This window comes from Streptomyces lacrimifluminis, from assembly GCF_014646095.1.
Lineage (GTDB): Bacteria > Actinomycetota > Actinomycetes > Streptomycetales > Streptomycetaceae > Streptomyces > Streptomyces lacrimifluminis.
On sequence record NZ_BMMU01000054.1, the window covers coordinates 1 to 19,488 of the forward strand.

General features: G+C 70.7%; 13 protein-coding genes and 2 tRNA genes. 4 read left to right on the forward strand and 11 right to left on the reverse strand.

Annotated features, from left to right (window positions below; genetic code table 11):
* Positions 1-140 precede the first annotated feature (140 nt).
* Complete coding sequence (locus IEY89_RS38130; protein WP_189152123.1) at positions 141-611, forward strand: PPOX class F420-dependent oxidoreductase; 471 nt, start codon at positions 141-143, stop codon at positions 609-611.
* Positions 612-619: 8 nt separating this feature from the next.
* Here IEY89_RS38130 and IEY89_RS38135 read toward each other — a convergent pair whose 3' ends face one another.
* From IEY89_RS38135 to IEY89_RS38175, 9 genes are all read right to left on the reverse strand, one after another.
* Positions 620-1,468, reverse strand: a complete 849-nt coding sequence (locus IEY89_RS38135) for a TetR/AcrR family transcriptional regulator (RefSeq protein WP_229695676.1) — start codon at positions 1,466-1,468, stop codon at positions 620-622.
* A gap of 122 nt (positions 1,469-1,590) precedes the next feature.
* Positions 1,591-3,114, reverse strand: coding sequence for an MFS transporter (locus IEY89_RS38140; RefSeq protein WP_189152124.1), 1,524 nt, complete (start codon positions 3,112-3,114; stop codon positions 1,591-1,593).
* Between the two features lie 128 nt (positions 3,115-3,242).
* Positions 3,243-5,495, reverse strand: coding sequence for an ArnT family glycosyltransferase (locus tag IEY89_RS38145; protein WP_189152125.1), 2,253 nt, complete (start codon positions 5,493-5,495; stop codon positions 3,243-3,245).
* Positions 5,492-7,045 carry a bifunctional glycosyltransferase family 2/GtrA family protein gene (locus IEY89_RS38150; protein ID WP_189152126.1) on the reverse strand — a complete coding sequence of 518 codons (1,554 nt, stop codon included), beginning with the start codon at positions 7,043-7,045 and terminating at the stop codon, positions 5,492-5,494. The genes IEY89_RS38145 and IEY89_RS38150 overlap by 4 nt, the downstream gene beginning before the upstream one ends.
* Before the next feature lie 14 nt (positions 7,046-7,059).
* Entirely contained in the window at positions 7,060-8,859 is a 1,800-nt protein-coding gene (locus tag IEY89_RS38155) for a HAMP domain-containing sensor histidine kinase (protein WP_189152127.1), read from the reverse strand.
* Positions 8,860-8,921: 62 nt separating this feature from the next.
* Positions 8,922-9,659, reverse strand: a complete 738-nt coding sequence (locus tag IEY89_RS38160; RefSeq protein ID WP_189152128.1) for a response regulator transcription factor — start codon at positions 9,657-9,659, stop codon at positions 8,922-8,924.
* 331 nt (positions 9,660-9,990) lie between these two features.
* Complete coding sequence (locus IEY89_RS38165) at positions 9,991-10,962, reverse strand: amidohydrolase family protein (RefSeq protein ID WP_229695677.1); 972 nt, start codon at positions 10,960-10,962, stop codon at positions 9,991-9,993.
* Between the two features lie 65 nt (positions 10,963-11,027).
* On the reverse strand, positions 11,028-11,960 hold the full coding sequence (locus tag IEY89_RS38170; RefSeq protein ID WP_189152130.1) for a DUF2797 domain-containing protein: 933 nt from the start codon (positions 11,958-11,960) through the stop codon (positions 11,028-11,030).
* A 100-nt stretch (positions 11,961-12,060) separates the two neighbouring features.
* On the reverse strand, positions 12,061-12,438 hold the full coding sequence (locus tag IEY89_RS38175; RefSeq protein WP_373287344.1) for an HGxxPAAW family protein: 378 nt from the start codon (positions 12,436-12,438) through the stop codon (positions 12,061-12,063).
* A gap of 79 nt (positions 12,439-12,517) precedes the next feature.
* Between IEY89_RS38175 and IEY89_RS38180 the strand changes: the two genes are divergently transcribed.
* A complete protein-coding gene (locus IEY89_RS38180) occupies positions 12,518-13,027 on the forward strand; it encodes a MarR family transcriptional regulator (protein WP_229695678.1) in 510 nt (169 codons plus the stop codon).
* 383 nt (positions 13,028-13,410) lie between these two features.
* Here the strand turns inward: IEY89_RS38180 and IEY89_RS38185 are convergent.
* Positions 13,411-13,483, reverse strand: a tRNA-Arg gene (locus IEY89_RS38185).
* A gap of 207 nt (positions 13,484-13,690) precedes the next feature.
* Positions 13,691-13,781, reverse strand: a tRNA-Ser gene (locus IEY89_RS38190).
* A 242-nt stretch (positions 13,782-14,023) separates the two neighbouring features.
* Between IEY89_RS38190 and IEY89_RS38195 the strand changes: the two genes are divergently transcribed.
* Positions 14,024-14,614: an SSI family serine proteinase inhibitor gene (locus tag IEY89_RS38195; RefSeq protein WP_189152132.1), complete on the forward strand. Its 591-nt coding sequence runs from the start codon at positions 14,024-14,026 to the stop codon at positions 14,612-14,614.
* 270 nt (positions 14,615-14,884) lie between these two features.
* The gene (locus IEY89_RS38200; protein ID WP_189152133.1) at positions 14,885-19,420 is read left to right on the forward strand and encodes a hybrid sensor histidine kinase/response regulator; all 4,536 of its coding nucleotides are present in this window, start codon (positions 14,885-14,887) and stop codon (positions 19,418-19,420) included.
* Positions 19,421-19,488 lie beyond the last annotated feature (68 nt).

Sequence of the window (19,488 nt, forward strand, 5' to 3'; positions counted from 1 at the left end):
CTACTTCCTCTGGAACCCCAGGTCCCAGTCTCCAGGTGTCCACGATCAAGGGGAAGCTTCACCGACTCCCCTTGCCGCAGCTCCGAACACAGGCCCAGCCGGGACAGGCCCTGCGGCTCCCCTGCGCCTAGGCTGGCGCCATGGCACCGAACATCGCTACGAACACCGCCGTGTCCCTGGCCGAGCTGCTCGACTTCGTGCGGCCCCGCCACCGGGCGATCCTCCTCACCCGGCGCGCGGACGGGTCCCCTCAGGCCTCGCCGCTGACCTGCGGGGTCGACGACTCGGGGCGGGTCGTGGTGTCGACGTACCCCGAGCGCGCCAAGACGCGCAACGCCAAGCGGGACGAGCGCGTCAGCCTGCTCGTGCTCAGCGACGAGTGGGACGGGCCGTGGGTCCAGATCGACGGCACGGCGGAGGTCATCGACTCCCCGGACTCGGTCGAGCCGCTGGTGGAGTACTTCCGGAACATCTCCGGGGAACACCCGGACTGGGACGAGTACCGCGCCGCGATGGTGAAGCAGGGTAAGTCGATCATCCGGGTGACGCCCGAGAAGTGGGGGCCGGTGGCTACCGGTGGGTTCCCGGCGCGGTTGGCTCCGCCGGAGTGACCGGGCGCCTATGAACTCGGGGGGTTCTGTTCGGTTGCGGTTGCGGCTGCGGGTGGTTGGTGGTTGATCGCGCCGTTCCCCGCGCCCCCTGGGTGGGTCTCCACCATCGCCTCGATCCCCGCCACCAGCAGCTCCAGCGCGAAGTCGAAGTCCCGCTCGCGCATCTCCTCCACCGTGCCGCCGCCCCGCGCCTCCATCATGTCCGCCGACTCCTGGATGAACTCGGCGGCCTCCGGGGCGGCCCCGACGGCGCTCATCGCGTGCTGGAAGTAGGCGTCCTGGGTCATGCCGGCGTCCGTGCAGCGGGCGATGAAGTGGCCCTCGATCGTGCCGAATCCGTACACGAACTGGAAGACGGCGGCGATCGCGCCCGTGAGGCCCCGCGCGGGCAGGCCGGTACGGCGCAGGACGCGCTGGACGGCTCGCGAGAATGCCTGCGAGTGCGGGCCGATGTTGAGGTAGGTCCCGGCGAGCGGCGACACCCAGGGGTGGCGGACCAGCAGGGTGCGGTACTCGCCGGCCAGCATCCGCAGCTGGTCCCGCCAGTCGTCGCCGTCGGCCTCCGGGGCGGGCAGGCCCAGTTCGGCGAAGGCGGCGTCCAGGGCGAGTTCGAGCAGGTCGTCCTTGGTGTCCACGTACCAGTACACGGACATCGCCGTGACGTTCAGCTCGGCGGCAAGACGCCGCATCGAGAACCTTGCCAGCCCCTCCGCGTCCAGCAGACGGACGGTCACCTCGGTGATCCGGTCCCGGTCGAGCCCGGAGGGCTGCCCGGCGCGGCCACCACCACTCCGGCGCGCGGCTTTCCCGTCCAACCACACGCTGGTCCGCGCCGGCCCCTCGGCTGCCCTCACCATGGCCGTACCTTTCGTCAGCTTTCAAACGCAGGTCATGCTAGGCGCCCCGACAGGGGCGTGGGGAACTGCGCGATCAACCACGACGAACCCGCAGGCGCAACCGGACAGAACCGCCCGAGCTCCTAGGCGACCGCGCCCACATCCACCTCGGACTCTGCCCGCTCCGCCCTGCGCAACAACACCGCTGCAACCACCCCGCCCAGCAACACCGCCCCAGCCCCCACCAACTGGCTGGTCTCCAACCCGGAGGCGAACGCTTCAGTGATCCGCGCCCTCTCGGACGCCGACCCCGCCTCCGCCAACGCCCCCGGCAGGGAACTCGCCGCCACCGGAACAAGCGCCGCGAACCGCGAGTTCAGCACAGCACCGAGCACCGCGACGCCCAGCCCCTGCCCGAACTCCGCCACCGTGCCGTTGATCCCCGCCCCGACGCCCGCCTTCTCCGGCGGGATCGAGCTCATGATCGCGTGGGCCATCGCCGGGCTGGCCACCGCGGCCCCGGTACCGATGAGCAACAGGCCCAGCAACGTACCCGCGTAACCGCCGGAGGCAACCGTCGCGATGGAGACCAGGCCGCACGCCATCAGCGTCATGCCCAGCCCGATGGCGAGCGGGGTCCCGAGCCTGGCCGCCCATCTCGCCGACACACCGGTGAAGTTGAGCGCAACGATCGCGAGGGCGAGCGGTGCCGTACGCAGCCCGGCCTCCAACGGGCCGTAGCCGAGCACGAACTGCATGTGCTGGGTGAGCAGGAAGAGCGACCCGCCCATCCCGAAGGTGATCAGCACCGCACCCGCTACCGCTCCCGTGAACCGCCGGTTCCTGAAGAAGTGCATGTCGAGCATGGGGTACGGGATCCGGTTCTCCCAGTACGCGAAGGCGCCCAGCACCACGACCGCGACGGCCGCCGCCACCAGTACCCGGCCGGACGTCCAGCCGTGCTCGGGCCCGGAGATGATCGCGAACACCAGCGAGGACATGCCGATCGTGGAGAGCAGTGCACCGAGGAGGTCGGGGCTCTCGCCGGTGGGGTTCCTCGACTCGGGTACGAGGGCCACGACCGCCACCAACCCCAGCGCCGCGACCGGGATGTTGATGAGGAAGATCGCGCCCCACCAGAAGTGGTTCAGCATGAAGCCGCCGAGGAGCGGGCCGGTCGCGAAACCCAGCGAGTTCACCGCGGCCCAGATGCCGATGGCCTTCGACTGCTCCTCGGGCGTGAAGATCTGCATCGCCACGGCGAGAGTGGTCGTCATCAGCAGCGCGCCGCCGACGCCCATCCCGGCGCGCGCCGCGATCAACTGGCCTGTGCTGTCGGCCAGTCCGGCGGCCAGTGAGCCCACTCCGAACAGCACCAGCCCCGCGATCAGCATCCTCTTGCGGCCGTAGCGGTCGGCCGCGCTGCCGGCGGTGAGCAGCAGGCCCGACTGGACCAGCGAGTACGCGTTGATCATCCACTGAATGTCGGCGGTACCGGCGCCCAACTCCCGGGTGAGGGAGGGGATCGCGACGTTCAGGACGGTGTTGTCGAGCAGCACGGTGAGCTGCGCGAGACAGATGACACCAAGGATCAGCCAGCGCTGGGGGTGGCCCTGGGAATGGCCTTGGAGGTCGCCTTGGAGGTCGCCTGGCAGGGACGTAGACATGCTGTACACCGTAGAACAGTTCCTGTACGGCGTACAACAAACAGGGAAGCGGTGGCCCGGAGCGGGATCGGGACTTCGCGATCGCTCCGGGCCACCACCGGGGAAAGAGAACCCTCAGCCGCTACCGATCAACTGCCGCTCGTCGGCTGGGTGAGGTCGTAGAAGGTCGCCGAACCCACCGTCACCTCCTTGAAGTTGCTCTCGACCCACGAGCTGATCTGGGACGACGTGCTCGTGGTGCTGCTGCCGCCCATACCACCGCCGCCCGAGCCGCTGGAGATGAAGTAGTGGATCTTGCCGTCCTCCACGTACTTCTTGAACTCGGCCAGCGTCGGGGACGGGTCGGTGCCGTTGAAGCCGCCGATCGCCATCACCGGGTCGCCGGTGGAGAGTTGGTAACTCGCCGCGTTCTGGGCGCCGATGGCCGCCGCGGCCCAGGTGTAGTCACTCGCGTTCTTCTCCAGCAGGGCCTTGGCCTCGGTGCTGACGCTGGCGCCGTTGAGCAGACCGCCCACGCCACCGCCGCCACCCATGCCGCCGCCCTCGCCCATCATGCCGCCGCCAGGCATGCCCCCCTGCTGATTGCCCTGGGTGTTGTTGCCGCCGCCGGGGAGGCCACCCGTCGGGGGCTGGCCCATGCCACCACCCTGCTGGTTGCCCTGGCCGCCCTGGGTGTTGCCGTTGCCGTTCTGCTGACCCGGCAGGCCGCCAGGACCGCCGCCCATGCCGCCAGGCATACCGCCGCCTCCGCCGAACCCACCGCGACCGCCCATCACGGACGGACCCGCCGTGACGATCGAGCCGGAGTGACCCTCGTTGAGGGTGGTGAGGGAGTACGCGGTCGGGCCGGCCACCGCCGTGACGAAGCTCAACCCGACCACAGCCAGGGAAAGTCGACGCCCGAGCCGGTTGACGAAGATGAGCCCGAGCGCGGCCGTCAGACCGCCCACCAGCACCAGCCACTTCAGCCAGGGCAGGTAGTCGGAGGAGCGGTTGAGGAGGACGTACCCCCAGACCGCGGTGGCTGTCATGGCACCCGCGAGCGTCAGCGACGCCCACATCCTGTCCCGCTCCTGCCAGAGCTGGGCCGCGCCCATGCCGACCAACGGCGCGATGTAGGGGGCGAGGGCGACGGTGTAGTACTCGTGGAAGATGCCCTGCATAAAGCTGAAGATCACCATGGTGATCAGCAGCGAGCCGCCCCAGAGGAGGAGCCCGGCACGGGCGGTGTCCGTGCGCTTGGCCTTGCGACCGGCCCAGATCGCCGCGACGAGCAGGATCAGCGCGGCCGGGATCAGCCAGGCGATCTGGCCGCCGATGCTGGAGCTGAACATCCGGTCCCAGCCGGTCTCGCCCCAGCTGCCCCCGCCACCTCCGCCTCCGCCGACGCTGCCGGTCTCCTCGCCGTTGAGACGGCCAAGTCCGTTGTATCCAAAGGTCAGTTCAAGGAAGGAGTTGTTCTGTGAGCCGCCGATGTAGGGGCGCGAGGAGGCCGGCCACAGCTCGACGATCGCCACCCACCAGCCACCCGCGACGATCATCGCGAGCCCGGCGGCCAGTACCTGCCCGATGCGCCTGCGGACGCCGGTCGGGGCGAAGATCACGTACACCAGTGCCAGCACCGGCAGGATCAGGAAGGCCTGGAGCGTCTTGACCAGGAAGGCGAAACCGATCGCCGTACCCGCCCAGACCAGCCACTTCGTCTCGGCCTTCTCCATGGCCCGCTGGGTGCAGTAGACCGCGACGGCCATGAGGAGCGCGAGGAGCGCGTCCGGGTTGTTGAAGCGGAACATCAGCACGGCGACGGGCGTCAGCGCGAAGACCGCCATCGTGAGGAGTCCGGCCGTGGCGCTGAACCGGCGCCGCACCGACGCGTACAGCACACCCGCTGTGGCGACGGCCATCAGGACCTGCGGGAACAGGATCGCGAAGGAGTTGAGACCGAAGAGCCGGACCGACAGCGACATCGGCCAGAGGGAGGCCGGGGGCTTGTCGACGGTGATGGCGTTGGCCGAGTCGAGGGAGCCGAAGAAGAAGGCCTTCCAGGACTGGCTGCCGGCCTGAACCGCCGCCGAGTAGAAGGAGTTGGCGTATCCGGAGGCGGTCAGGTTCCAGGTGTAGAGCGCGCCGATCACCAGCAGTGAGGCCAGGAACGCGGGCCGCACCCAACGGTGGTCCTCCGGCCGACCGCGCCACAGTCTGCGGACGAAGGGCTGCTTGGGCTCACCGGAGGAGGGAGCCGGTTCGGCCGCCCCGGCCGTCTCGGGAACCACCGTCTGCTGTACGGCTGTTGAGTCCGGCGGGGGGTACGAGGGGCTCGCACCCCCAGGACTCGCGCCCCCCGGGCCCGAATGAGTCGTCCGGTCGAAGTGAGTGGTCATCGCGGGTTCCTCGGATCCTGACTGTCGTGCGGGCGCACCGGCTGGAGCCGCGTGGTCTGGTCCCCCCAGGTGCGGTCCGCGACATCACCGGCGCGGAACTGGTCGGTGCGGTAAGGGGAGTTGCCGTACGAAGCGTCGGCATTGCCGTACGAAGCGTCGGCATTGCCGTACGACCCGTTGGCGTTGGCGTTGCCGTACGCATTGCCGTTGCCGTACGACGCGTTGGCGTACGGGCCGGCGGCGTACGCCTGGTGGACGGGTGAGGTCGGCGTGTGCGAGGCGACCACTATGGACGAGGAGGTCGGCTCGTCGTTCTGGTCCGGGAACACCCAGGCCCTGAAGAGCAGGAACCGCAGCACCGTCGCCGCGAGGTTGGCGGCGATGAGCACCGCCAGTTCCGTGGAGTGCCCGGGGTCGCTGGTCGCCGCGTTGAGGGCGGCGAGCGAACCGCTGGTGAGGGCGAGTCCGATGCCGAACACGACCAGGCCCTGCGCCTGGTGGCGCACCGCACCGCCCCGGCCGCGCACCCCGAAGGTCAGGCGCCGGTTGGCCGCGGTGTTCGCGACGGCGGAGACCAGCAGCGCGAGCGCGTTGGCGATCTGCGAGCCGGCGAAGCCCCGGAAGGCGCTGTAGAGCACCAGGTAGAAGAGGGTCGACATACCGCCGACCACACAGAAGCCGACGAGCTGGCGGGCCAGCCCCTTCGGTACGTCCTTGATGTCGCGGTCGCGCGGATCGTCGCCGAAGGGGCGGGCGAGCCGGTCCAGCGGCAGCGAGCCGGTGGCCAGCGCCCTGCCCACGCGCAACACCCCCTTCAGGTCGTCGGTCGCCGTCCTGACGATGTGGACGGTCGAGTCCGGGTCGTCGACCCAGTCGACCGGCACCTCGTGGATACGCAGGCCCGCGCGCTCGGCGAGCACCAGCATCTCGGTGTCGAAGAACCAGCCGGTGTCCTCGATGAGCGGCAGCAGGATCTGGGCGACATCACGCCGGATGGCCTTGAATCCGCACTGCGCGTCCGTGAAACGGGCCTGGAGCGAGCCCCGCAGGATCAGGTTGTACGTCCGGCTGATGAACTCCCGCTTGGCACCGCGCACGACACGCGAGGAGCGGGCCAGCCGGGAGCCGATCGCGAGGTCCGAGTGACCGGAGATCAACGGTGCCACCAGCGGCAGGAGGGCGTTCAGGTCGGTCGACAGGTCGACGTCCATGTAGGCGAGGATCGGCGCGTCGGACGCGGACCACACCGTCCGCAGGGCCCGGCCGCGCCCCTTCTGCTCCAGCCGGAAGGACCTGACCTCCGGTATCTCCGCCGCCAGCCGCGCCGCCACCAGGGGGGTGGTGTCCGTGGACGCGTTGTCCGCAACCGTGATGCGGAACGCGTACGGGAACGTGCGCTTGAGGTGCTCGTGCAGTCTGAGCACGCATGGCTGGAGGTCCTTCTCCTCGTTGTAGACGGGGATCACTACGTCCAGGACAGGCGTACCGGCTGCTGCGGCCGGGAGGTGCTCCCGCGCCGGCAGGGTGCCGGGAGAAGAGTCGGTTCGCATAGGACCGACTTTCGTCAGGCCCCCTGTTGCGCCCATGTGGTGGCACTGTGCTGTGCCTGTGAGTCCGATTGCCAGTTTGTTTCGGGTGCCGCTTCGGGGGCGAGGGCCGGCAGATGCACCGTGAAGACGGTCTGTCCGGGCACGCTGTCGACGGTCACCGCACCGCCGTGCGCGGTCGCCACGGCCTGCACGATGGCGAGCCCGAGACCGGTGGACCCGGTGGTCCGGGAGCGCGCGGTGTCACCGCGCGCGAACCTCTCGAACACATGCGGCAACAGGTCGGCCGGGATGCCCTGTCCGTCGTCCTGCACGTCCACGCACAGCCACGGCCCTCGCCGCTGCACGCGCGCGGTGACGGTCGTCCCGGGCGGGGTGTGCGTACGGGCGTTGGCCAGCAGGTTCACCAGCACCTGCTGCAGCCGGGCCGCGTCCGCCGACACCAGCGCGGGCTCGTCGGGCAGGTCGAGCCGCCAGTTGTGGTCCCGACCGGCGGCACGCGCGTCGCTGACGGTGTCCACGACGAGCGGTACGAGGTCGGTCTGGTCGAACTGGAGCGGCCGGCCCGCGTCGAGGCGGGCGAGCAGGAGCAGATCCTCGACGAGGAGGGTCATACGCCCCGCCTCGGACTCGATCCGCCCCAGGGCGTGCCGGGTGTCGGGCCCGGTCTCCTCGCGTCCACGTCTCGTCAGCTCGGCGTACCCGCGGATCGACGCCAGCGGCGTACGCAGTTCATGACTGGCGTCCGCTACGAACTGGCGTACGCGCATTTCGCTCTGCTGGCGCGAGTGCAGGGCGCCGTGCACATGGTCGAGCATCCGGTTGAGAGCGGCGCCGACCTGGCCGACCTCGGTGTGCGGGTCGGTCTCGGACTCCGCGACACGCTCGTTGAGGGTCACCTCGCCCGTGTGCAGCGGGAGTTCGGAGACCCGGGTGGCGGTCGAGGCGACCTTGCGGAGGGGGCGCAGGGCCACGCCGACCAGCACCGAGCCCGCGATACCGGCGGCGACGAGTCCGGCGGTGGTGACACTGACCTCCACGAGGATCAGGGTGCTGATGGTCGTGGTGACCGACTCGGTGGGCAGGGCGACGTAGTAGCTGCCGCTGCCGTTGTTGCTGGTGACGTACTTGACCCGGTACTCACCGAGCCCGGTGAGGGTGACGGTGTGCAGGCCGTCGCTGCGGGAGACGGCGGCCAGTTCGGCCCTCTGCGTCTTGTTGAGTTTGACGGCGGCCATGTCGCTGAAGCCGGTGTCGCTCGTGCTCGTGGTCGACTGCATCTTGGCGATGTACGCCTGGGTCACACCGCCCTTCGCGTCGACGCTGGCGACGACAGTGTCCTCCTGCGTCCCGCCCCTCTTCATGAACTCCGTGAGCCGTTGCTGGACGGTCATCGGACGGGTACCCGCACCGGAGGGGGCTTTCTCGGCGGTGGTGGACGAGGAATCCGTGGTGGACGAGGAATCTGCGGCGGACGAGGAATCCGTTGCGGACGAGGAGGAAGAGGACGAGCCGCTACTGCCCGGCACCCCGTAGGGAAGCGGGCCGTTGTCCTTCTCACCATCCGGGCGCTCCCCGGGCGGGGGCCCGCCGACACGGTTGGCGGCCTCGCTGACCTGGTTGTCCAACTGCTTGTAGAGGTGCTGTTGGAGCGCGATGGTCGTCACCGTGCCCATCACGGCACAGACCACGGCGATCAGCGAGACCGCCGAGACGACGAGCCGCGTACGCAGAGTCCGCGGCCTGCTCTGCCGCTGGGCCCTCTGCTCGGACCTGCCCAGCCTCCGCTGCCCGCCCGCCTTCCTCTTACTGCTCACAGTGCTGCCCTCCTACCGGGCTCGACCACGTCTTCCGGAGCGGCACCACCAAGGACATGGGGTCAGCCGGCGGGTTTGATCAGATATCCGGCGCCGCGCCGCGTGTGGATCATCGGCTCGCGCCCGGCGTCGATCTTCCGCCGCAGGTAGGAGATGTACAGCTCGACGACGTTCGCCTGGCCGCCGAAGTCGTACGACCACACGCGGTCGAGTATCTGCGCCTTGCTGAGCACGCGCCGCGGGTTGCGCATCAGAAAGCGCAGCAGCTCGAACTCGGTCGCCGTGAGGTGGATACCCTCGCCGGCCCGCGACACCTCGTGGCTGTCCTCGTCGAGGGTGAGGTCACCGACGACCAGGACGGAGTCGGAGCGCCGGTCGGCTGCACCGGAGCGCCGGATCAGGCCGCGCAGGCGTGCCACGACCTCTTCGAGACTGAACGGCTTGGTGACGTAGTCGTCGCCGCCTGCGGTGAGGCCCGCGATCCGGTCCTCCACGGCGTCCTTCGCCGTCAGGAACAGCACGGGTACCTCGGGCAGCTCGCGCCGCAGCCGGCCGAGGACGGTGAGGCCGTCCATGTCGGGCAGCATCATGTCGAGAACGACGGCGTCGGGCCGGAACTCCCGCGCGGTCTGCACCGCACCCGTTCCGTCACCCGCGCTGCGGATCTGCCAGCCTTCGTAGCGAAGGGCCATGGACAGCAGCTCGGTGATCGACAACTCGTCGTCCACCACAAGCACTCGGACGGGGCTCCCGTCCGGCCTCAGCAGTTCGGTGCGCCCCTGGGGCGAGGTCGTGGTCATAGCGGAAACCATGTCGGTGTCCTCTGAGAGCAAGCTTTCCGGAACCTGTGATTTTCCTGAGAAACCCACAGGCGCCTCTCAGGGAACCCCTGGGAATTTCCGCCCCCGAAAGCCGGCGGGGTGGGAGTGGAACCACCTGTCGGTGAACCTGGAAAACTTCTCCGACCTGCACGTTTCGTAGCCCCACAGGCCACGGGAGCCACCCCCGGGAAGCCCCTGAGACCACCATCGGGCATCCTGTGCGTCTCCTGGGCGAACCTGTTTCGACGTTACGCACCCCACTTCCGCGCGCCCGTTTTGTCACGACTGACCGCCCCCTCTCACCTCGAACTCACATCGCCGTCAGGCCCTTCTCATCCGTATCCGCCAGCCCGAACAGCCGCGCCCCGTTGTCGTGGCAGACGGCCCGCAGCCAGTCGTCCCCGAGGCCCAGTCGCTCCAGGGCGTGCAGCTGGTGGACGTACGGATACGGGATGTTCGGGAAGTCCGAGCCGAGCAGGACGCGGTCACCGAGGTCCGCCAGCCGGGGGAGTTCGGGCCGGGGGAACGGGGCCATCCGCTCCGCGAAGTCGGTGAACGCCATCGTCGTGTCCAGCCACACCTCGTCGTACCGCTCGGCGAGACCGAGGAAGTCCCCGTACTCGGGCAGGCCCATGTGCGCGACGACCAGCCTCAGCCGGGGGTGCCGGGCCAGCACGCGCCCGATCGGTTCGGGCCCGGTGTGCTTGCCGGGCGCCGGACCGGAGCCGCAGTGGATCACCACGGGTGTCCCGGCCTCGGCGAGCAGTCCCCAGGCCGGGTCGAGGAGTTCGTCGGCCGGGTCGTACGCCCCCACCTGCACATGTGCCTTGAAGACGCGCGCGCCTGACTCGACGGCCTCCCGGACGTACGCCTCGACGCCCGGCTCCGGGAACAGGGTCGAAGTGTGCAGACAGTCGGGGGTACGGCCGGCGAAGTCGGTGGCCCACTGATTGAGCCACTGGGCCATGCCTGCCTTGTGCGGGTAGAGCATGGCGGTGAAGGCCCGCACCCCGAACTCCCGTATCAGCGCGAGCCGTTCGTCCTCCTCCAGCCGGTAGGTGATCGGCCACTCGACACCCTCGTCACCGCCGTCACCGTCGTCCACCGACCCCACGGCGTCGAAATACGCCCAGACCTTGCGCAGCACCCGTTCGGGCATGAAGTGCGTGTGCACATCGACGAGGCCGGGCAGCCCGAGCCGCGTCCAGAACCGCCGGACCTCGGTGACCTCACGGTCGACGCCGGTGTTTCCGTCCGCCGGGGCTTCCCTCGTGCCGCTCACCGTCATCCCCTCTCACTGTGACTCGCCGTAAGGCGCCGCATGGAGCGGGAGCGGGGCTCGGGGGCTCAGAACAACCCGTCCTGCATCCCCGCCGACTCCTTCGCCACCTTGAACTCCCGCACAGGCACGGTGAGTCCACCGCTCCCGACGGGTACCAGCTCCCACCCGGTCATCAGTCGGGTGTCCAGCACCACCACTACCCTCCCGTCGCCCTTCCCGTCCCCCCGCTCGTTCTGCCGCCCACTCTCGACCGCGAGATGCAGGTCGGGCCCGGCCGCCGCCACCAGCTCGCCCTCGACAACACCCCCCGCGACCAGCTCGCTCACCGCACCCACGGCCGACGCCGGCCCCGTCAATCCGGCCAGCCCGAACACCCCGACATGGTCGACGACTTGGCAGGACGCCCGCTCCAGGGACTCGGGCCAGCCGCCAAGACCCACCGCCCGGGCATGCAGGTCCTCGACCTCGACGGCCCGCTCCGCCGCTGTCCCCGGCAGCGCGGCCCGCACCGCCCGCTTGTCGGCGTACGGAATCCGGTCCGGAACCCCGAGAGCGGCGCGCAGCAGCTCCTCCGTACGCCGGGCGGCCATCAGCGGGCCGACGCCCAGCCAGCTGAAGGCGACGGCACCCTGCTCAAGCAGCCGCGCCGAGCCCCGCTCCAGCGCCGTGATGCCGACCTTGGTCATCCCGGGCCCGAACCACGCCAGATATACGTGATAGGGCCGCGGATCGTCCGCGATCGTGTCGGCGGCAACCGAGTGCGCCCGGTCCAGCCGCGCACACTCCTCGCACCGCGCCCCCGTACTCCGCCCCGACACCACCGCCCGCACCGGACAGGCGTTCCCCCGCGCTCCCACACATGTCCTTACGCCCCCTTCCGTGACCCCGAAGGCCACCCTCTTCCCCCAGGTCAGCGCACTACCGCGCCCACCGTCCCATCGCAGCACGGGACCGTCCGCCGTCCACCGCAGCCCCGAGCATTTCCACGCCTGTGCCATCCCTTGCGAGAGTACGGGCTACCACTGACAACGCCCCGTCGGATGACAAGATCCCAGGTCAGAGAGGGTGAGAAAGAATGAGAGTCAGTCAGCAGAAGAGTCAGACGCGCTCCGGGACTGCCTCGGCGGCAACGGCCACACTGCGCACACTGGCCGCAGCACCCGCCCTGCCCACGCGCCTCCCCCGTCCCGCGAGCCGGCACCCCACGCACTCCGGATGCCCCGCCCGCGCCGAACGGTCCCGTTCCCGCATCGGCCACTCGCCCACCGGCCGCACACCCGGCGGCTTCCCCCACCCGGTGAGATGCAGTACCCAGGTGACCAGGACGGAGACCGCCACCACCGCGCTCCCGGCGGTCACCACGAGGGCCGAGGTCGTGCAGATGCCCAGCCCGAGCACGCAGGACCCGACGGTCGCGATGGCGGTGCCGGTCCAGCCGGCGACGGTGTGCCCCTCGTCGTATGTGCTCACGACCACGTCTCCCCAGTAGAATGAGAATCTCTCACGACGTAAGCAGTTTAGCAACAAAACCTCTCACGAGCTAAGGCGATTCGCGATGCAAGGCACGCCCGACACCGCCGGCGCACAGGGCGGCACGCCCCGGCCGCCCGCGACCCCCGCCCAGATGCTCAAGGAGATGGACCACACCATCGCGACGCACCTGCTCAGCCAGCAGGAGATGGCGCGGCGCCTCGACATGAACGTCACCGACCTCACCTGCTTCGCCTTCGTCCTGGAGGCCGGCGAGGACCTGCTCACCGCCGGGGACCTGGCCGAGCGCGCCCACGTCACCACGGGGGCCGTCACCGGAATCCTCAACCGCCTCGAACGCGCGGGCTACATCACCCGCCGCCCCGACCCCAGCGACCGCCGCCGGGTGCGCGTGGCCGCCGAACCGGCCGCCGTCGCCCGGGCCTACGCCCTCTACGAGCCCTACTACGCCCGCCTGGCCACCCTCATCGCCGACTACTCCCCCGACGAAGTCGCCGTACTGGCCGACTGGTTCACCCGCCAGGGCAAACTGGCCCGGGAGTACATGGACGAGATCCGCGGGACGGACACGTAGAGGGCGGGCGCGACGCAGAAGCCCTCAGCCCACAGAGGACCAGAGCCCCAGAGGTCTGTTGACGGCGAACCAGCGCCCCGGCAAAGCTCACCCCTCAAGACATGGGCATGCCTCACCCAGGACGCGGACGAACAGTGGACCGTCCGACAAGGAGAAAACGAACGGCTCTGGGACACCATCACGAAGCAGGTCACCGCATGGCACGCGGCAGGCGCACCAACCCCCGACCGCCTCCGCCTCCGCCTCCGCCTACAGGTGGGCCCCGATGGCCAACGCCTCTCCTGGGCGTGATCGGCTCCAGCACTCCGCAGCTGCACCGCGTTTGAAGGCATCAACACAGAAACGTGAGAGGCCCCGGATCTCTCCGGGGCCTCTCACCTATGTGCACTCGGCAGGATTCGAACCTGCAACCTTCTGATCCGTAGTCAGATGCTCTATCCGTTAAGCTACGAGTGCTTGTGTTTTTTGTTGTGTTTGCTCTTCCCTCCGGGGTTTTCGACCCGGTTGGCGTTGCGGGAACAACATTACATGACTGGCGGCGTCAGGTGAAATCCGTTTGCCGCACCCTGCTTGACCTGCGAAAACGGTCGTTCTAGGCCTGTTGGAGGGCCTGCGAACGACCGAAGCCCCGGTCAGTCATGACCAGGGCTTCGGGATGAGGTGCGGAGGCGGAGGGATTTGAACCCTCGATGGGATGTAAGTCCCAAACCGCATTAGCAGTGCGGCGCCATAGACCGGACTAGGCGACGCCTCCAGCACAACCCCCCGCGCGAGCGCGAGTGGTGCGTGCAGATGATGACACAGACGAGCGCGGTGTCACCAATCGCCTCCCACGGTACTAGGCAGGCAGGGCGCAGGGCAAAGCCGTTCTGCCTGCGGTCGGCGTGGTGGCACAGGTGCTGCCCGGTCTCCCCGTTGGCCCCGTGGGCCCTGCTGCCCCCGCGCTCCCTCCCCCCGCTCGCGCAACGTCCTCCGGCGTCAGGCGTTAGTCAAGTCATGTTCAAGGTCAACGCTCATGCCCCTCACGTCTCTCGCGCCTCTCACTCCCCTCATCCCCCTCATGCTCCGCACGCCGCCTCCGCTGTCCCTCCCGGCGCCCGTCCCGGGGGTGCCCTCCGCCGTCTCGTCTTCGCCGCCACCGCCGGCGTCTCCCTCGCCGCGGCCTCCTTCTCCGCCGGGCCCTCGGCCGCGTACGCCGACGCGGGCCCTCAGACCCGTCCCCTCTCGCCCTTCGCGCCCCTCCTCACTCCCATGGGGCGGGCCTCCGACCACCTCACCGTCACCGTCCGCGGCACCGGTGGGCGCGGTGACGGGCGGTTCGAGTTGTACTGCCATCCCGGTGGCGGCTCTCACCCCGACGCCGAGGACGCCTGCGAATCGCTCGACCGGGGGACGCGGTGGGGGAAGGACCCGTTCGCCCCCGTGTCCCCCGACAGCGTCTGCACGATGATGTACGGCGGTCCGGCGACCGCACATGTGACCGGAACCTGGGCCGGGCGTCCCGTCGATGCCACGTTCGACCGCGGCAACGGGTGCCAGGTGGACCGCTGGAACCGGCTCGTACCCCTCCTGCCCGATCTTCGGTGAACCCCCACCAAGCACCCCTGGTCAGGCTTCTGACCGGTGCGGTAAGGCACCCGCGGGCCCTCGCACCACAGCTGCAGGGGCCCCGTAGCGCATAGGTGGCGTGAAGGGCGCCGTCACCGCCTCTCTGTCACTTCGTCGTGCGACCTCCCTCTCATCCGGCGTCGCGAGCGCAACCACTGCCCTTAGACTCCCTCGCGTGACACGTTGCGGGCCGGTAGGCAAGATGGCGTCCGCGGTAGGCAAGGTGCGGTAACAGGGAGGAAGCGTCTCGTGAGCAGCAGGCCATCCCGAGGCGCTGCTCGCCTCGCAGCCATACTCGACGCGCTGCCCGATGCGTTGGTGCTGGTCAACGCCAATGGGACCGTCGTCAACGCCAATACGATCGCCCTCGGGGCCTTCGAGACCCCGGGCACCGCTCTCGTCGGGCGCGGGCTGCTCGATCTGCTGCCGGAGTTCGACTCGCGGCTGATCCCCGGCACCATGCGGCGCCCCGATTCCATGGACCCGCACGGGCAGACCAAGCCGACCCGGATGATCGCCCGGCGCACGGACGGGAGCGAGTTTCCCGTCGAGGTCACCAGTGCGAATCTCGAGAACGGCCAGCAGGCGTACGACAGCTACGGCTACACCAATGACGAGCTGCTCATGCTCGTCGTGCGGGATCTGTCGGGCACCGTCGACACCGAGGCCGAACTCGCACGTTCGCAACGTCAGACCGAGATGATCCTGCGTGCCGCCGCGGAGGGGGTCGTCGGGACGGACACCGAGGGACGGGTCGTTCTCGTCAATCCGGCCGCCGCCCAGATACTCGGTTACCGGGCCAGCGATCTCGGCGGGCGCGAGCTGCACACGCTCGTCCTGCACTCGCGCGCCGACGGCGAGCCCTTCCCGTACGGCGAGTCGCCGCTCGCCGACACCCTGCGGTCCGGGCGCAAGCACCGGGTGCGCGGGCAGGTGCTGTGGTCCAAGAGCGGGGACCCGGTCTCCGTCGATCTGACGACCGCGCCCGTCCGGGACGGTGACCAACTCGTCGGCGCCGTGATGACCTTCACCGACCGGCGTCCGTACGACTCCCTCGCCGAGGAGAAGGAAGCCGCCGACAGGCTGCACGCGGAGGAGCTGGAGCGGGTCGCCGAGGAGCACGCCTCCGAGCTCACCGCCCTGCGCCAGCAGCACGTCGCCGAGATCGAGCGGCTGCGCGAGGAGCACGAGGAGGAACTCGCCGCGGGTGAGGACCGGTACGCGGCGCTCGCGGAGCGTGAGAAGGACCGGTACGAGGCTCTGGCCGGTCGGCAGGAGCAGTTGCTCGTGCTGCTCGGACGTTCGCTGCGCGGACCCCTGGACGAGCTGCGCCGTGAACTGGCCACCCTCGCCGCCGACGACGCCGGGCAGCTGTGGCCAGAGGCCAACCAGGTGCTGCACCACCTGTCGGCCGGTTACTCGCGCATCACCACACTGGTCGACAACGTCCTCTCCTACCAGCGGCTCGACACGGGGGTCGACTCCATCACCCGTACGAAGGTGATGCTCGACGCGGTCGTAGCCGCCGGTGTCGACGGGGCCGTCGAACTGATCGGGCCCGGGCGCGTCCAGTTCGCCGTGCACGCGCCGCCCATTGAGGCCGAGGTCGATCCGCAGCGCCTCGCGACCGCCCTCGCGCACCTCGTCGCGGACGTCGCCGGCGTCGACGCGACCGGCAACTCGCCCGCCTCCGCCGGCGGTTACATGGACAACACGGTCGTCGTCGCCGCCGCGCAGCGCGGTGAGGTCGTACGGATCGAGGTGCGAGGGCCGTACACCGGGGGAGACCCGGTGCACGAGCCGATCGTGCGCGGGATCGTGCGCGCCCACGGCGGAGTGCTCCAGACGCACGAGGTGCCGGGCATGAGCGGCAGTGCGTACGTCCTTGAGGTGCCCATCGGGGGCGGGGCGGGCGCGGTGGTCGCCGAGGCCGAGGTCGAGGCCGAGGTCCCGCAGGCGTCGGGCGGTGCCGAGCTGGCCTTGCCCGAGCAGGCGTCGGGCGGCGGCGACAGCGACGGCAACGGTGGTGTCGGCGGGCGGCGACGGGCCCGGCGGTCCTCTGTGGACGCCTTCCTGGAGGCCGATGTTGCGGACGGCGCGCCCGAGGTCGAGACCGGTACCGAATCCGGTACCGAATCCGGTGAATCCGGCAACGCGGCGGTCGCCCCCACCGGGCGGCGCCGGAGGCGTGCGGCCGAGGAGGCCGCCGTGGCTTCGGCGCCCGCTCCCCAGGCTCAGCCTCAGCCCCAGATGCAGCCCCAGTCCCAGCCTCAGGTGCGGCCCTCGGCCGAGGGGGACGGCGGTACGGGGCGTCGGCGTGGTCGGCCCAGCCCCGCCGACGCGGGCGATGCGAACGGTGGCGACGGTGTCTCCACCGGCGCGGTCGTCATGGCGGGCGAGCACGGTGTATCCACCGCTGCCGCAGGGACCGGCCTGGGCGGGACGGTGCCGCCCCAGGGCGTGCCGGGCGCTCCGGGTCGGCTCGGTGGAGGCGAGCAGCACGCGTTGCCGCCCGCCCTGCCCGCGGCTCCTTCCGGGGCCGCCGGTGCGGAGGGCGCCGCCGACGACGGCGCGGACGGGCAGCCCACAGGACGTCGTCGCCGGGCCCTGGCGGCGGCGGCCGAGCGCGGTGCGGCTCAGGCTCAGGAGGCGGGCCCGCGTCCGGTGTTCGCCCTGCCCCCGGCCCAGGCCGACCGGACGGACGAAAGCGCCGCGGCTGCGCCCGCCGGGCCGGTCGACGACCGGTTCGACGACGGTGGCCGTCATGACGGGTTCGTGCACGACCCTGACGACGACCACACCCCGCCCCAGCCCCACCCGACCTCCGCTCCGACCGGTCGCCGCCGTGCGCGCCAGGCTCCGGAACAGCCGGGGACCGTGCCTCCGGGCGGGATTCCCGGCCAGGCTGCTCCCATGCAGGCGGCTCCGGCGCAGGCAACCGCCGCCCAGGCCGCCCCCGGTCAGCAGAGCGGCGTACCGGGACAGGGGCAGGCCATGCCTGGTCAGGCTGTTCCCGCCGCCCAGGTCGCCCAGGCCGTGCCCGGACAGGCAGTTCCCGCACAGGGGCTGCCCGCGCAGGGGCTTCCCTCGCAACCGGCGCCCGGACAGCCGGTCGCGCAGCCTCTCCCCGGTCAGGCCGTCCCGGCACAGGGCATCCAGGGCCAGCAGATTCCCCAACAGGTCCCGCAGCAGGCCCCCCAGCCCGTTCCCCAGGCCCAGCACCAGCAGGTCCCGGCGCAGGGTACGGCGCCCCAGGCCGCCCTTGCCCAGGGGCTCGCCCCCGGCCAGGCGATCCCGGCCCAGGCCGTACCCGCTGCCCAGCCCCAGCCCCAGCCCCAGCCCCAGCCATGGCCCCCGGCCGACGACGCGACCCCGGACGCCGGCACCGCCGTAGCACCGCACCCGAACATCCCGGCCGCTGCTCCTGCCGCCGCCCCCGCACCCCAGGCGGCAGCCGCCCCGCTCCCTCCCGAGAGGATCGCGCAGCCCCGGCTCGGGCAGGCGCTGCCCGCCGAGGCCGCCGCCGCGTCGGTCGACCCGAACTCGACGCAGGGGCGGTCGATCAGCGTGCGGACGCTCGGGCAGGGCGTGCCGTTCAGTCGGCAGGCGGCGCAGGCCCAGACACCGGGCCAGCCGCAGACGGCCACACCCCCGCACGGCACCAACGGCTCGAACGGCTCCGGTCGGCGCCGCAAGCTCGGTACGCGCCCCGAGCCCGCGGGTCAGCCTGAGACGACGGCCCGCCCGCACCCGCAGACGGGCCAGGCCTCCACACCCCCGGCGGCTCAGGCCACGCCCGCCGCCCCGGTCCCGGGTCAGCCCTCCCTCGCCGGGCAAGCCCCGCTCGGCCAGGTGCCCTCGCCCACGCAGCCCTCACTCGCCGGGCAGACACAGCTCGCCCCGGGCACTCCCCGGCTTCCCGGGTTCACCGAGGGGGCCGGGCGCTCGTACGCCATAGGAGCACCGGACGAGAACGCCGCCGAGGGGCCCGAGCCGCTCGACGGGCCCGGCGGAGCCGTCGAGGTCTCCGACCAGCCGCAGCCGCGGCCCATGGACGACGAGTTGCCGCCGGAGCCGCTGGACAACCCGCGTCGGCTGCTGGTGTGGCCCGCGCCGGACGTCACCACGCAGCAGGCGCTCAGCGACCGCGGGTACCGGCCCGTCATCGTGCACTCGCGCGAGGAGGTCGACGCGCAGATCGCGGCCTTCCCAGCGGCGCTGTTCGTCGATCCACTGACCGGGCCGATCACCCGGACCGCGCTCCAGTCGCTGCGCCAGGCCGCCGTGGCCGCCGAGGTTCCGGTGCTGGTGACGGCCGGTCTCGGGCAGGCGACGCGCGAGGCGGCGTACGGCGCCGACCCCGCCGTACTCCTGAAGGCGCTCGCCCCGCGTGACAGTGAGCAGCATCCACCGCGGGTCCTGCTCATCGAGGAGCACGCGGAGATCGCGCTCGCGCTGACGGCGACGCTGGAGCGGCGCGGGATGCAGGTCGCACGGGCCGCGAGCGACGCCGACGCGGTCACGCTGGCCTCGCAGTTGCGGCCGAACCTGGTGGTCATGGACCTGCTTCAGGTACGGCGTCGCCGGGCCGGAATCGTGGACTGGCTGCGGGCGAACGGGCAGTTGAACCGCACCCCGCTCGTCGTCTACACGGCCGCCGTCGACCAGGCCGACCTGCCGAGGCTCGCCTCCGGTGAGACGGTGCTGTTCCTCGCCGAACGGTCCACCAGTCCCGAGGTGCAGGAGCGGATCGTCGACCTGCTCGCGCGCATCGGAACCAATTAAGGGCACTAATCGGCTTATTACGTATATGGGTTGGGGCAGTGTTTCACGTGAAACACTGCCCCAACCCA

What these genes read in the sequence shown, in the direction of transcription:
- IEY89_RS38145 (WP_189152125.1), bottom strand. Translation starts at nt 5,495, where the DNA reads ATGACCACTCACTTCGACCGGACGACTCATTCGGGCCCGGGGGGCGCG.
- IEY89_RS38140 (WP_189152124.1), bottom strand. Translation starts at nt 3,114, where the DNA reads ATGTCTACGTCCCTGCCAGGCGACCTCCAAGGCGACCTCCAAGGCCAT.
- IEY89_RS38180 (WP_229695678.1), top strand. Translation starts at nt 12,518, where the DNA reads ATGCAAGGCACGCCCGACACCGCCGGCGCACAGGGCGGCACGCCCCGG.
- IEY89_RS38160 (WP_189152128.1), bottom strand. Translation starts at nt 9,659, where the DNA reads ATGACCACGACCTCGCCCCAGGGGCGCACCGAACTGCTGAGGCCGGAC.
- IEY89_RS38170 (WP_189152130.1), bottom strand. Translation starts at nt 11,960, where the DNA reads ATGGCACAGGCGTGGAAATGCTCGGGGCTGCGGTGGACGGCGGACGGT.
- IEY89_RS38135 (WP_229695676.1), bottom strand. Translation starts at nt 1,468, where the DNA reads ATGGTGAGGGCAGCCGAGGGGCCGGCGCGGACCAGCGTGTGGTTGGAC.
- IEY89_RS38195 (WP_189152132.1), top strand. Translation starts at nt 14,024, where the DNA reads ATGTTCAAGGTCAACGCTCATGCCCCTCACGTCTCTCGCGCCTCTCAC.
- IEY89_RS38130 (WP_189152123.1), top strand. Translation starts at nt 141, where the DNA reads ATGGCACCGAACATCGCTACGAACACCGCCGTGTCCCTGGCCGAGCTG.
- IEY89_RS38150 (WP_189152126.1), bottom strand. Translation starts at nt 7,045, where the DNA reads ATGCGAACCGACTCTTCTCCCGGCACCCTGCCGGCGCGGGAGCACCTC.